Origin of the sequence: Pseudomonas sp. NPDC077186 (assembly GCF_044543505.1) — a bacterium.
Classification (GTDB): domain Bacteria; phylum Pseudomonadota; class Gammaproteobacteria; order Pseudomonadales; family Pseudomonadaceae; genus Aquipseudomonas.
In genome coordinates this window covers 236,743-249,699 of record NZ_JBITWE010000001.1, presented here as the reverse complement: position 1 = coordinate 249,699, position 12,957 = coordinate 236,743, and the positions used below count along the sequence as shown (strand labels likewise).

The 12,957-nt window shown below is 65.3% G+C and carries 10 protein-coding genes; 9 read left to right on the top strand and 1 reads right to left on the bottom strand.

What is annotated here, in order from left to right:
• Positions 1-12 precede the first annotated feature (12 nt).
• From prpC to prpF, 3 genes are all read left to right on the top strand, one after another.
• Positions 13-1,167, top strand: coding sequence for a 2-methylcitrate synthase (gene prpC, locus ACIGKL_RS01135; RefSeq protein ID WP_397484900.1), 1,155 nt, complete (start codon positions 13-15; stop codon positions 1,165-1,167).
• Positions 1,167-3,788 (top strand): Fe/S-dependent 2-methylisocitrate dehydratase AcnD, encoded by a 2,622-nt coding sequence (gene acnD, locus ACIGKL_RS01130; RefSeq protein WP_397484899.1) that lies wholly within the window; start codon positions 1,167-1,169, stop codon positions 3,786-3,788. The genes prpC and acnD overlap by 1 nt, the downstream gene beginning before the upstream one ends.
• Before the next feature lie 197 nt (positions 3,789-3,985).
• Positions 3,986-5,167 (top strand): 2-methylaconitate cis-trans isomerase PrpF, encoded by a 1,182-nt coding sequence (gene prpF, locus ACIGKL_RS01125; protein WP_397484898.1) that lies wholly within the window; start codon positions 3,986-3,988, stop codon positions 5,165-5,167.
• A 190-nt stretch (positions 5,168-5,357) separates the two neighbouring features.
• On the opposite strand, the gene ACIGKL_RS01120 is transcribed toward prpF, so the two are convergent.
• Complete coding sequence (locus tag ACIGKL_RS01120; protein ID WP_397484897.1) at positions 5,358-6,176, bottom strand: pyruvate, water dikinase regulatory protein; 819 nt, start codon at positions 6,174-6,176, stop codon at positions 5,358-5,360.
• A gap of 378 nt (positions 6,177-6,554) precedes the next feature.
• On the opposite strand from ACIGKL_RS01120, the gene ppsA reads away from it, so the two are divergent.
• The 6 genes from ppsA to ACIGKL_RS01090 all read left to right on the top strand — a co-directional run bounded on the left by ppsA (position 6,555) and on the right by ACIGKL_RS01090 (position 12,875).
• Complete coding sequence (ppsA, locus tag ACIGKL_RS01115) at positions 6,555-8,927, top strand: phosphoenolpyruvate synthase (protein ID WP_397484896.1); 2,373 nt, start codon at positions 6,555-6,557, stop codon at positions 8,925-8,927.
• A gap of 127 nt (positions 8,928-9,054) precedes the next feature.
• Complete coding sequence (locus tag ACIGKL_RS01110; protein ID WP_397484895.1) at positions 9,055-10,044, top strand: alpha/beta fold hydrolase; 990 nt, start codon at positions 9,055-9,057, stop codon at positions 10,042-10,044.
• A gap of 223 nt (positions 10,045-10,267) precedes the next feature.
• Positions 10,268-10,756, top strand: a complete 489-nt coding sequence (gene rraA / locus ACIGKL_RS01105) for a ribonuclease E activity regulator RraA (protein WP_397484894.1) — start codon at positions 10,268-10,270, stop codon at positions 10,754-10,756.
• Positions 10,757-10,761: 5 nt separating this feature from the next.
• A complete protein-coding gene (locus ACIGKL_RS01100) occupies positions 10,762-11,748 on the top strand; it encodes a zinc transporter ZntB (protein ID WP_397484893.1) in 987 nt (328 codons plus the stop codon).
• Between the two features lie 49 nt (positions 11,749-11,797).
• Entirely contained in the window at positions 11,798-12,049 is a 252-nt protein-coding gene (locus ACIGKL_RS01095) for a CrfX protein (protein ID WP_397486227.1), read from the top strand.
• A gap of 1 nt (position 12,050) precedes the next feature.
• Positions 12,051-12,875, top strand: coding sequence for a mechanosensitive ion channel domain-containing protein (locus tag ACIGKL_RS01090; protein WP_021443662.1), 825 nt, complete (start codon positions 12,051-12,053; stop codon positions 12,873-12,875).
• The last annotated feature ends 82 nt before the right edge of the window (positions 12,876-12,957 follow it).

The window sequence follows — 12,957 nt, the reverse complement described above, 5'->3', positions numbered from 1 at the left end:
AGGAGATAAGAGATGAGCGCCGAAACCACTGCCGGCTTCAAACCGAAGAAGTCCGTCGCCCTGAGCGGCACCGCCGCCGGCAACACCGCCCTGTGCACCGTCGGCCGCACCGGCAACGACCTGCACTACCGCGGCTATGACGTACTGGACTTCGCCAACCGCTGCGAGTTCGAGGAAATCGCCCATCTGTTGGTGCACGGTAAGCTGCCCAACGTCGCCGAACTGGCCGGCTACAAGGCCAAGCTCAAGGCCCTGCGTGGCCTGCCGGCCGGGGTCAAGGCGGCGCTGGAAACCCTGCCGCCCTCCGCCCACCCGATGGACGTGATGCGCACCGCGGTGTCCGTGCTCGGCTGCCTGCAGCCGGAGAAGGACGACCACAACCACCCGGGCGCGCGCGATATCGCCGACAAGCTGATGGCCAGCCTGGGTTCGGCGCTGCTGTACTGGTACCACTTCAGTCACAACGGCAAGCGCATCGAGGTGGAAACCGACGACGACTCCATCGGCGGCCACTTCCTCCACCTGCTGCACGGCGAGAAGCCACGCGAGTCCTGGGTGCGCGCCATGCACACCTCGCTCAACCTGTACGCCGAGCACGAATTCAACGCCTCCACCTTCACCTCGCGGGTGATCGCCGGCACCGGCTCGGACATGTTCTCGGCCATCGCCGGCGCCATCGGCGCGCTGCGCGGGCCCAAGCACGGCGGCGCCAACGAGGTGGCCTTCGAGATCCAGAAACGCTACGACAACCCGGATGAGGCCGAGGCCGATATCCGTGCCCGCGTCGAGCGCAAGGAAGTGGTGATCGGCTTCGGTCACCCGGTCTATACCGTCAGCGACCCGCGCAACAAGGTGATCAAGGAAGTGGCCCGCGAGCTGTCCGTGGAGCAGGGCAACACCAAGATGTACGACATCGCCGAGCGCCTGGAAAGCGTGATGTGGGAAATCAAGAAGATGTTCCCCAACCTCGACTGGTTCAGCGCCGTGAGCTACCACATGATGGGCGTGCCCACCGCCATGTTCACCCCGCTGTTCGTCATCGCCCGCACCGCCGGTTGGTCCGCGCACGTCATCGAGCAGCGCATCGACGGCAAGATCATCCGCCCGAGCGCCAACTACACAGGCCCCGAAGACCTGAAGTTCGTGCCGCTCAAGGAGCGCAAATGATGAACACTCAATACCGTAAACGCCTGCCCGGCACCGCGCTGGATTACTTCGATGCCCGCGAGGCGGTCGAGGCGATCCAGGCCGGCGCCTGGGACAAGCTGCCCTACACCTCGCGCGTGCTCGCCGAGCAGCTGGTGCGTCGCTGCGAGCCACAGGACCTGAGCGCCGCGCTGGAGCAACTGGTCCAGCGCAAGCGCGACCTGGACTTTCCCTGGTACCCGGCGCGGGTGGTCTGCCACGATATCCTCGGTCAGACCGCGCTGGTCGACCTGGCCGGCCTGCGCGATGCCATCGCCGAGCAGGGCGGCGACCCGTCCAAGGTCAACCCAGTGGTGCCGACCCAGTTGATCGTCGACCACTCGCTGGCCGTGGAAGCGCCGGGCTTCGACCCGGATGCCTTCGCGAAGAACCGTGCCATCGAGGATCGGCGCAACGAGGATCGCTTCCACTTTATCGACTGGACGAAAACGGCCTTTAAAAACGTCGACGTGATCCCGGCCGGCAACGGCATCATGCACCAGATCAACCTGGAGAAGATGAGCCCGGTGATCCAGGCGCGCGGCGGCGTGGCCTTCCCCGACACCTGCGTCGGCACCGATTCGCACACCCCGCACGTGGATGCGCTGGGCGTGATCGCCATCGGCGTCGGCGGCCTGGAGGCCGAGACGGTGATGCTCGGCCATCCGTCGATGATGCGTTTGCCCGATATCGTCGGCGTCGAGCTGACCGGCAAGCGCCAGCCCGGCATCACCGCCACCGACATCGTCCTGGCGATCACCGAGTTCCTGCGCAAGGAGCGCGTGGTCGGTGCCTGGGTCGAGTTCTTCGGCGAGGGCGCCGACAGCCTGACCATCGGCGACCGCGCCACCATCTCCAATATGTGCCCGGAATACGGCGCCACCGCCTCGATGTTCTATATCGACGGCCAGACCATCGACTACCTCAAGCTCACCGGCCGCGAGCCGGAGCAGGTGGCATTGGTCGAGCGCTACGCCAAGACCCTCGGCCTGTGGAGCGATGCGCTGAAGACCGCCGAGTACGAGCGCGTGCTGCGCTTCGACCTGGGCAGCGTGGTGCGCAATATGGCCGGCCCGAGCAACCCGCATCGCCGCCTGCCCACTTCGGCGCTGGCCGAGCGCGGCATTGCCGACGAGACCAAGCTGCAAGCCGGCAAGGGCGAAGAAGCCCAGGGCCTGATGCCCGATGGCGCGGTGATCATCGCCGCCATCACCAGTTGCACCAACACCTCCAACCCGCGCAACGTCATCGCCGCCGGCCTGGTGGCGAAGAAGGCCAACGCCCTGGGTCTGGTGCGCAAACCCTGGGTCAAGACCTCCTTTGCGCCGGGCTCCAAGGTTGCCAAGCTGTACCTGGAAGAGGCTGGCCTGCTGCCGGAACTGGAGAAGCTCGGCTTCGGTATCGTCGCCTACGCCTGCACCACCTGCAACGGCATGTCCGGCGCGCTGGAGCCGAAGATCCAGCAGGAAATTATCGACCGCGACCTGTACGCCACCGCCGTGCTGTCGGGCAACCGCAACTTCGACGGGCGCATCCATCCCTATGCCAAGCAGGCCTTCCTCGCTTCGCCGCCGCTGGTAGTGGCCTACGCGATTGCCGGCACCGTGCGCTTCGATATCGAGCAGGATGTATTGGGCACCGACACTGCCGGCAATCCCGTCACCCTCAAGGATCTGTGGCCGAGCGACGAGGAGATCGACGCCATAGTCGCCGCCTCGGTGAAGCCCGAGCAGTTCAAGCAGATCTACATTCCGATGTTCGACCTCGGGACGGTCAAGGAGGCTGACAGCCCGCTGTACGACTGGCGGCCGATGTCCACCTATATCCGCCGCCCGCCTTACTGGGAAGGCGCCCTGGCTGGCGAGCGCACGCTGAAGGGCATGCGGCCACTGGCGCTGTTGCCGGACAATATCACCACCGACCACCTGTCGCCGTCCAACGCCATCCTGGCGGACTCGGCGGCCGGCGAGTATCTGGCGAAAATGGGCCTGCCGGAGGAGGACTTCAACTCCTACGCGACTCACAGGGGCGACCACCTGACCGCGCAGCGCGCCACCTTCGCCAACCCGCAACTGGTCAACGAGATGGCCGTGGTCGACGGCCAGGTGAAGAAGGGCTCGCTGGCCCGCGTCGAGCCGGAAGGGAAGGTGATGCGCATGTGGGAGGCCATCGAGACCTACATGAACCGCAAGCAGAACCTGATCATCGTCGCCGGCGCCGACTACGGCCAGGGTTCGTCCCGCGACTGGGCGGCCAAGGGCGTGCGCTTGGCGGGTGTGGAGGTGATAGTCGCCGAGGGCTTCGAGCGCATCCACCGCACCAACCTGGTGGGCATGGGCGTGCTGCCGGTGGAGTTCAAGCCGGGCACCACGCGCCTGACCCTGGGTCTGGATGGCACCGAGACCTATGACGTCGAGGGCGATATTTCGCCGCGCTGCGAGCTGACCCTGGTGGTCAATCGGCGCAACGGCGAGGTGGTCAAGGTGCCGGTGACCTGCCGCCTGGACACCGCCGCGGATGTCAGCGTGTACAAGGCCGGCGGCGTGCTGCAGCGCTTCGCCAAGGACTTCCTCAAGTCCTCGGTGGAAACCGCGACCGCGTAAGTGAAATACCCGCTGCGGCAACCCCGCAGCGGCTTCGTAGGTTGGCGCTGAGTGCAACGAAGCCCAACGTCCGCGGCGTTGGGCTTCGCAAGCTCAGCACCAACCTACACCCTAACCGGCACCCTGCAGGAGCCAGCTTCGCCGAACGGCTGTCTCCTACAGGCTACCGAACCCCAGATTGCCGCCAAGGAAACGACATGAGCCACGCACCCCAGATCAAAGTACCCGCCACCTATATCCGTGGCGGCACCAGCAAGGGCGTGTTCTTCCGTCTGCAGGATCTGCCCGAGCGCTGCCAGGTACCGGGTGCGGCGCGCGATGCGCTGTTTATGCGCGTGATCGGCAGCCCCGACCCGTACAGCGCGCATATCGACGGCATGGGCGGCGCGACCTCGAGCACCTCCAAGTGCGTGATCCTGTCGCAAAGCAGCCAGCCCGAGCACGACGTCGACTACCTCTATGGCCAGGTCTCGATCGACAAGGCCTTCGTCGACTGGAGCGGCAATTGCGGCAACCTGTCCACCGCCGCCGGTGCCTTTGCCATCCATGCCGGCCTGGTCGATCCGGCGCGGATTCCCGACAACGGCACCTGCGTGGTGCGCATCTGGCAGGCCAATATCCACAAGACCATCATCGCCCATGTGCCGATCAGCAATGGCCAGGTGCAGGAAACCGGCGACTTCGAGCTGGACGGGGTGACCTTCCCCGCGGCGGAGATAGTGCTGGAGTTCCTCGACCCGTCCGACGATGGCGACAGCTCGATGTTCCCCACCGGCAACCTGGTCGATGACCTCGAAGTGCCCGGCGTCGGCACCTTCAAGGCGACCATGATCAGCGCCGGCATCCCGACCGTGTTCGTCAATGCCGAGGATATCGGCTACCAGGGCACCGAACTGCGCGAAGCCATCAACGGCGATCCGGCGCAACTGGCGCGTTTCGAGCAAATCCGCGTGGCCGGCGCGCTGCGCATGGGCCTGATCAAGACGGCGGAAGAGGCTGCGACCCGCCAGCACACGCCGAAGATCGCCTTCGTTTCCCCGCCGAAGAGTTACCAGGCCTCCAGCGGCAAGCAGATAGAGGCTGGCGAGGTCGATCTGCTGGTGCGTGCGCTGTCCATGGGCAAGCTGCACCACGCCATGATGGGCACCTGCGCGGTGGCCATCGGCACGGCCGCGGCGATTCCCGGCACCCTGGTCAACCTGGCGGCCGGCGGCGGCGAGCGCGAGGCGGTGCGTTTCGGCCATCCGTCCGGCACCCTGCGCGTCGGCGCCCAGGCGAAGCGGGTCGACGGCCAGTGGACGGTGACCAAGGCCATCATGAGTCGCAGTGCGCGCATCCTGATGGAAGGCTGGGTAAGGGTGCCTGGCGACGCGTTCTGAGGGTGCGCAGCCGTCGGAAGGGTTTCCATGCCCCGTCATTCCCGCGAAGGCGAGAATCCAGAATAGGCAACTCGGTGAGACGCTAAGAAACGGTGTCGCCGGCAACTGGATCCCCGCCTACGCGGGGATGACGGAGTGGGAGGGGAGGATCTGTCGGCATGGGTATCGGCGCTGCGCGCCTCCACCGATACTACTTGAGCCGGCGCTCAACACCTTTCTCCACCAGGATCTTGGCCGAGATTTCCTCCACCGAGAAATGCGTGGAGTTGATATAGGCGATGTTCTCGCGGCGGAACAGGTTCTCCACCTCGCGCACCTCGAACTCGCACTGGGCGAAGCTGGCGTAGCGGCTGTTGGGCTTGCGCTCGTGGCGGATGGCGGTGAGCCGGTCGGGGTCGATGGTCAGGCCGAACAGCTTGTTCTTGTAAGGCTTGAGCGCGGTCGGCAGTTGCAGGCGCTCCATGTCGTCCTCGGTCAGCGGGTAGTTGGCGGCACGAATGCCGTACTGCATGGCCATATAAAGGCAGGTGGGGGTCTTGCCGCAGCGCGACACGCCGACCAGGATCAGGTCGGCCTTGTCGTAGTAGTGGGTGCGTGCGCCGTCGTCGTTGTCCAGGGCGAAGTTCACCGCCTCGATGCGCTCCATGTAGTTGGAGTTCTGCCCGATGGAGTGGGATTTGCCCACCGAGTAGGAGGAGTGCGAGGTCAGCTCCTGCTCCAGCGGCGCGAGGAAGGTGGAGAAGATGTCGATCATGAAACCGTTGGCGGTGGCCAGTACGTCGCGGATGTCCTGGTTGACGATGGTGTCGAAGATGATCGGGCGTGCGCCGTCCCTTTCGGCAGCCAGATCGATTTGTTGTACCATGGCGCGCGCTTTATCGACGCTGTCGATATAGGGACGCGTCAGTTTGGTGAATTGAATATTCTCGAACTGCGCGAGCAGGCTCTGGCCCAGGGTTTCGGCGGTGATGCCGGTGCCGTCGGAGATAAAGAAAGCGGTTCGTTTCATTTGCGCCAAAGGCCTTAAGCTGAGTTCGATTCTTGGCTATCATAGGCCGCGTTTTTCGCCGGCCCCACCGGGTTCGGCATTGTTACTTATTCAAGGGCAAGGCCACAATCGCATGGCGGCAGGCCGCCAGAGCATTCCAGCCCCCCAAGAGTTTGTGTAAAGGCTTGCGAGCTAGAGTCATGCAAGGCGCAACGACCAACGGGAGTAACAGCCGCAGGCTGGCCCGAAGGGCGAGCGCCAGCGAGTAAAACAGGCGAGAAAGCGGAGTGTGCTGTAGCACATGAGCATTTCGAGTCTGTTTTTAACGCAGCAGGGCCGAAGCGCAGCTGGCTTTACGCAAACTCTGAGCTTTTCCAACATCCTAGTGGAGAGATCACCTTGGTAGAGTACGTAGTTTCCCTCGATAAGCTCGGCAATCACGATGTTGAGCATGTGGGGGGCAAGAACGCATCCCTCGGCGAGATGATCAGCAACCTGGCTGGTGCCGGTGTCTCGGTTCCCGGCGGTTTCGCCACTACGGCTCAGGCCTACCGCGACTTTCTCGAGCAGAGCGGGCTGAACGCGCAGATCCACGCGGCCCTCGATGCCCTCGACGTCGACGACGTCAACGCCCTGGCCAAGACCGGCGCGCAGATTCGCCAGTGGGTGATGGACGCCGAGTTCCCGGCCCAACTGGATGCCGAGATTCGCAAGGCTTTTGCCGAGATGAGCGGCGGCAACGACAATATGGCCGTGGCCGTGCGTTCCTCTGCTACCGCCGAAGACTTGCCGGACGCCTCCTTCGCCGGTCAGCAGGAGACCTTCCTCAATATCCGCGGCGTGGACAACGTGATCCGCGCGGCCAAGGAAGTCTTCGCCTCCCTGTTCAACGACCGCGCCATCGCCTACCGCGTGCACCAGGGCTTCGACCACAAGCTGGTCGCCCTGTCCGCCGGCGTGCAGCGCATGGTGCGCTCGGAAACCGGCACTGCCGGTGTGATGTTCACCCTCGACACCGAATCCGGCTTCCGTGACGTGGTCTTCATCACCGGCGCCTACGGCCTGGGCGAGACCGTGGTGCAGGGCGCGGTCAACCCCGACGAGTTCTACGTGCACAAGCCGACCCTGGAGGCCGGCCGCCCGGCGATCTTGCGTCGCAACCTGGGCAGCAAGGCGATCAAGATGGTCTACGGCGACGAGGCCAAGGCCGGTCGCTCGGTGAAGACCGTGGAAGTCGACCGCGCCGAGCGCGCGCGTTTCTGCATCAGCGACGCCGAGGTCAGCGAGCTGGCCAAGCAGGCGCTGATCATCGAGAAGCACTACGGCCGGCCGATGGACATCGAGTGGGCCAAGGACGGCGACGACGGCAAGCTGTATATCGTCCAGGCCCGTCCGGAAACCGTGAAGAGCCGTGCCAGCGCCACCGTGATGGAGCGCTACCTGCTGAAAGAGAAGGGCACCGTGCTGGTCGAAGGCCGCGCCATCGGCCAGCGCATCGGCGCCGGCAAGGTGCGGGTGATCCACGACGTCTCCGAGATGGACAAGGTGCAGCCGGGCGACGTGCTGGTCTCCGACATGACCGACCCGGATTGGGAACCGGTGATGAAGCGCGCCAGCGCCATCGTCACCAACCGCGGCGGGCGTACCTGCCACGCGGCGATCATCGCCCGCGAGCTGGGCATTCCGGCCGTGGTCGGTTGCGGCAACGCCACCCAGGTGCTGAAAGACGGCCAGGGCGTCACCGTCTCCTGCGCCGAGGGCGACACCGGCTTCATCTTCGAAGGCGAGCTGGGCTTCGACATTCGCAAGAACTCGGTCGACGCCATGCCGGATCTGCCGTTCAAGATCATGATGAACGTCGGCAACCCGGACCGCGCCTTCGACTTCGCCCAGCTGCCCAACGAAGGCGTGGGCCTGGCCCGTCTGGAATTCATCATCAACCGCATGATCGGCGTGCACCCCAAGGCGCTGCTGAACTTCGCCGGCCTGCCGCCGGAGATCAAGGACAGCGTCGAGAAGCGCATCGCCGGTTACGGCGATCCGGTCGACTTCTACGTCGAGAAGCTGGTCGAGGGTATCAGCACCCTGGCCGCGGCCTTCTGGCCGAAGAAGGTCATCGTGCGCCTGTCGGACTTCAAGTCCAACGAATACGCCAACCTGATCGGCGGCAAGCTCTACGAGCCGGAAGAAGAGAACCCGATGCTCGGCTTCCGTGGCGCCTCGCGCTACATCAGCGAATCCTTCCGCGACTGCTTCGAGCTGGAATGCCGCGCGCTGAAGAAGGTGCGCGGCGAGATGGGCCTGACCAACGTCGAGATCATGGTGCCCTTCGTGCGCACCCTGGGCGAGGCCTCGCAGGTGGTCGAGCTGCTCGCCAGCAACGGCCTGGCCCGCGGGCAGGACGGCCTGAAGGTGATCATGATGTGCGAGCTGCCGTCCAACGCCATCCTGGCCGAGGAGTTCCTCGAGTTCTTCGACGGCTTCTCCATCGGTTCCAACGACCTGACCCAGCTGACCCTGGGCCTGGACCGCGACTCCGGCATCGTCGCCCACCTGTTCGACGAGCGTAACCCGGCGGTGAAGAAGCTGCTGGCCAATGCCATCGCCGCCTGCAACAAGGCCGGCAAGTACATCGGCATCTGCGGTCAGGGCCCGTCGGACCATCCGGACCTGGCCAAGTGGCTGATGGAGCAGGGTATCGAGAGCGTCTCGCTGAACCCGGACTCGGTGCTCGACACCTGGTTCTTCCTCGCCGAGACCCAGCCGGCCTGAGGCCTTGCCTGACGGCGACAAAGGGCGGGTCGATCCCGCCCTTTTTTGTGCACCGCCGTCTCGCAAACCGTCGTGAAACGATCTCTCCCGGCACCATTTGGTGTAAGCGCTTCCGGTCATCCGATTCATGCAAAGCAGCAGTGAGCTTTTCCCCGTCGCCCTGATCAGTGCCGAATTGCGCGGCGATCTCAGTGAGGACGTCTACCTCGTCAAACCCAACAACAGCCCGGATCCCAGCGTCGAGCTGGCCCTGACCCGTCTCGGCCTGGCCGGTGCCGAAGATGCACGCGGAGTGCCGGTGGTGCTGCTGCATGGCAGCTTCTCCAACCGGCGCTTCTGGTACTCGCCCAGGGGCGTCGGCCTGGGCGCGTACCTGGCGCGTGCCGGCTTCGATGTGTGGATCGCCGAGATGCGCGGCCACGGCCTGTCGCCGCGCAACGAAGGCTATCGCTACAACAGCGTGGCGCAGTACGTGCGCCACGACCTGCCGGCCATCGCCGCCTTCGTCGCCGAACAGAACGGGCAGGTCGCCCACTGGATAGGTCATTCCCTGGGCGGCATCACCCTGGCCGCGGCGCTCGGCGGCGGCTACCTGGACGCCCGGCAGGTGCGCTCGGCGGCGCTGTTCGGCAGCCAGATCAGCCGCATCCACTGGCCGCTCAAGCTGCCGCCGGTGGAGTGGGGCGGGCGTCTGCTGCTCAAGGGCCTGCCCTATATTTCCGGGCGGCGGATGAAGCAGGGCCCGGAGGACGAACCCATCGGCATCGCCCTGGAGAGCCTGCGCTGGCACGGCCTGTTCGGCCGCTTCGGCGACCGCGAGCAGGATTGGTGGGCGGGGCTGGCGAACATGACGATTCCGCTGCTGGCGGTGGCCGCCGCCGGCGACCGCCAGGACCCGCCCTGGGCCTGCCGCAAGCTGCTGCAGCAATGCGCGGCGGCGCCGCAGCAGTTTCTCCTGCTGAGCAAGCAGGGCGGTTTCTCCAGCGACTACGGGCATGTCGAGATGCTGGTCAGCAAGGAGGCGCAGCGCGAGGTCTGGCCGCTGGCCGAGTACTGGCTGAACCACCTGCAGCTGCCTGCCGGTTTCGCCGAGCAGCCTTCTGCAACGGGGGCTTGAGGCGGCGCAGGCGTTCCTTCGCCGCGCGCATGCCGTTAAGATATGACGCGATAAAGGCTTGTGGTCATTTATCGGCCTTGCCTGTCTTGCGTGTTCGTCGTTGCGACGTGCGGTGAACGTCCATGGTGCCGGGTCGTTCTGGCCGAAAGCGTTCTACGATGGTGTTGCATCGGTGCTGGGCCGTCACACGCCTGATTAATCCATTGCTGAAAGGAGTTTTGCCATGCACTACATCACCCCCGACCTGTGCGACGCCTACCCGGAGCTGGTGCAGGTGGTCGAGCCGATGTTCGCCAACTACGGCGGTCGCGACTCCTTCGGCGGCCAGATGGTCACCGTCAAGTGCCATGAGGATAACTCGCTGGTCAAGGAGCAGGTCGACCTGCCGGGCCAGGGCAAGGTGCTGGTGGTGGACGGCGGCGGTTCGCTGCGTCGTGCCCTGCTCGGCGACATGCTCGCCGAGAAGGCGGCCAAGAACGGCTGGGAAGGCATAGTGGTGTACGGCTGCATCCGCGACGTCGACGTGATCGCCCAGACCGAACTGGGCGTGCAGGCCCTGGCCAGCCACCCGATGAAGACCGACAAGCGCGGCATCGGCGACCTCAACGTGGCGGTGACCTTCGGCGGCGTGACCTTCCGCCCGGGCGAGTACCTGTATGCCGACAACAACGGCATCATCGTCGCCCCGCACGCCCTGAGCATGCCGGAATAAGGCCCATGCAGGATCAGCAATCGGCCCTGCTGCACGCCTTCGTCCTCGACGGACGCGGCGGCGCACGCAGCATCGCGGGCGAAGAGCTGGACGGGCTGCAACTGGCCGAGCAGGAAAGCCTGTGGCTGCACTGGGATCGCAGCCAACCCCAGGCGCAGCACTGGTTGCGCGCGCACAGCGGGCTGGACGAGTTCAGCTGCGACCTGCTGCTCGAGGAAAACACCCGGCCGCGTCTGCTGCCCCTGCCGGACGACGAGCTGCTGCTGTTCCTGCGCGGGGTCAACCGCAACCCCGGCGCCGAGCCCGAGGACATGGTCTCGGTGCGCATCTTCGCCGATGCGCGGCGGGTCATCTCGCTGCGCCTGCGTCCGCTGCGCGCCACCGAGGCGCTGATCGAGGACCTGCAGGCGGGCAGGGGGCCGAAAACCCCGTCCGAGCTGCTGCTGGAGCTGGCGCGCTACCTGACCGACCGCGTCGACGACCTGATCGCCGAATTGGGCGAGCTGCTCGACGGCGAGGAAGATCGCCTGGACGCCGACGAGCGCTACCGTCCCGAACACGGCCTGATGCTCCAGGTGCGCCGGCGCGCGGCCAGCCTGCGCCGTTTCCTGGCGCCACAGCGCGATCTCTACGCCCAACTGGCGCGCAACCGCCAGCCCTGGTTCGTCGAGGACGACGACGATTACTGGAACGAGCTGAACAACCGCCTGACCCGCTACCTGGAAGAGCTGGAGCTGGTCCGCGAGCGCGTCAGCCTGGTGCTGGAAGCGGAGAGTCGGCGCTTGGGCGAGCGGATGAACCGCATCATGTACCGCTTCAGCATCATCACCGGGCTGTTCCTGCCGCTGACCTTCCTCACCGGCCTGCTGGGCATCAACGTCGGCGGCATACCCGGCGCAGAGAGTCCGCTCGGTTTCTTCGTCGCCTGCGGCCTGATGGCGACCCTGGCGCTCGGCCAGCTGTGGCTGTTCCGCCGCTGGCGCTGGCTGTGATGTGTGACTTGGCCGCTCGCCGCCGCGTCTAGCCGTGACATCCCGTGAGGTGCGCATGCACGATCCATTCGAAGAATCCCTACGCGATTTGCTCAAGTCGTCGCCGTCCGATCATGACGACGATGCCTGCCTGCACCGGGTTCTCAAGACCGCCAACCGTCAGGTCGGCGCCGGCGACCTGTTCAGCCTGATGGGCCACTGGCTCGAAGCCCTGATGATTGCCCTGAACAACGGCTCGGCGCATGTCGCGCCGGTTTCGCGCCGTACCCATTCCCCTGCTTCCGCTGATAAGGCCGATTGAAATGGAACTCGACCCCTGGACCCAAAGCCTGATCGCCGCCATGACCGCACTCTGGACCAAGGTCGCCGGCTTCATCCCCAACCTGTTCGTCGCCCTGGTGCTGGTGCTGCTCGGCTTCGTCGTCGCCAAGCTGCTCGACACCCTGCTGTCCAAGCTGCTCGGCAAGGTCGGGCTGGATCGCCTGATGATGGGCACCGGGCTGACCAAACTGCTGGCGCGCGTCGGCATCCAGGCCTCGGTGTCGACCCTGATCGGCAAGATCGTCTACTGGTTCGTGCTGCTGATCTTCCTCGTCTCGGCGGCCGAGTCGCTCGGCCTGCAGCGGGTTTCCGCCACCCTCGACGTGCTGGCGCTGTATTTGCCCAAGGTATTCGGCGCGGCCCTGGTGCTGCTCGCCGGCGTGCTCCTGGCGCAGCTGGTCAGCAGCCTGGTGCGTGGCGCGGCCGAGGGCGTCGGCCTGGATTATGCCCACGGCCTGGGCCGCGTGGCCCAGGGCCTGGTGATCATCATCAGTATTTCGGTGGCCATCGGTCAGCTGGAGGTCAAGACCGATCTGCTCAACAACGTCATCGCCATCGTGCTGATCTCGGTCGGCCTGGCGGTGGCGCTGGCCCTGGGGCTGGGCAGTCGGGAGATCGCCAGCCAGATCCTGGCCGGCATTTATGTGCGCGAGTTGTACCAGGTCGGGCAACAAGTGCAGGTTGGTGAGGTCGAAGGCCAGATCGAGGAAATCGGCACGGTCAAGACTATCCTGTTAACCGATGCGGGTGAGTTGGTCTCGGTGGCCAACCGCGTGATGCTCGAGCAACGGGTAAACAGTCGCTAACGCGCCAATCCTGCTACTTTATGCCGCCGCCCGACAGGTATAGCCTGTTGGGCGGTTTTCGTCCCGACTCTCGGCCCAACTT

Bases quoted from the DNA above. Each gene is read 5' to 3' on its own strand.
- ACIGKL_RS01090 (WP_021443662.1), top strand. From the start codon at position 12,051: ATGGAACTCGACCCCTGGACCCAAAGCCTGATCGCCGCCATGACCGCA.
- ACIGKL_RS01120 (WP_397484897.1), bottom strand. From the start codon at position 6,176: ATGAAACGAACCGCTTTCTTTATCTCCGACGGCACCGGCATCACCGCC.
- prpC (WP_397484900.1), top strand. From the start codon at position 13: ATGAGCGCCGAAACCACTGCCGGCTTCAAACCGAAGAAGTCCGTCGCC.
- acnD (WP_397484899.1), top strand. From the start codon at position 1,167: ATGAACACTCAATACCGTAAACGCCTGCCCGGCACCGCGCTGGATTAC.
- ACIGKL_RS01100 (WP_397484893.1), top strand. From the start codon at position 10,762: ATGCAGGATCAGCAATCGGCCCTGCTGCACGCCTTCGTCCTCGACGGA.
- prpF (WP_397484898.1), top strand. From the start codon at position 3,986: ATGAGCCACGCACCCCAGATCAAAGTACCCGCCACCTATATCCGTGGC.
- ACIGKL_RS01110 (WP_397484895.1), top strand. From the start codon at position 9,055: ATGCAAAGCAGCAGTGAGCTTTTCCCCGTCGCCCTGATCAGTGCCGAA.
- rraA (WP_397484894.1), top strand. From the start codon at position 10,268: ATGCACTACATCACCCCCGACCTGTGCGACGCCTACCCGGAGCTGGTG.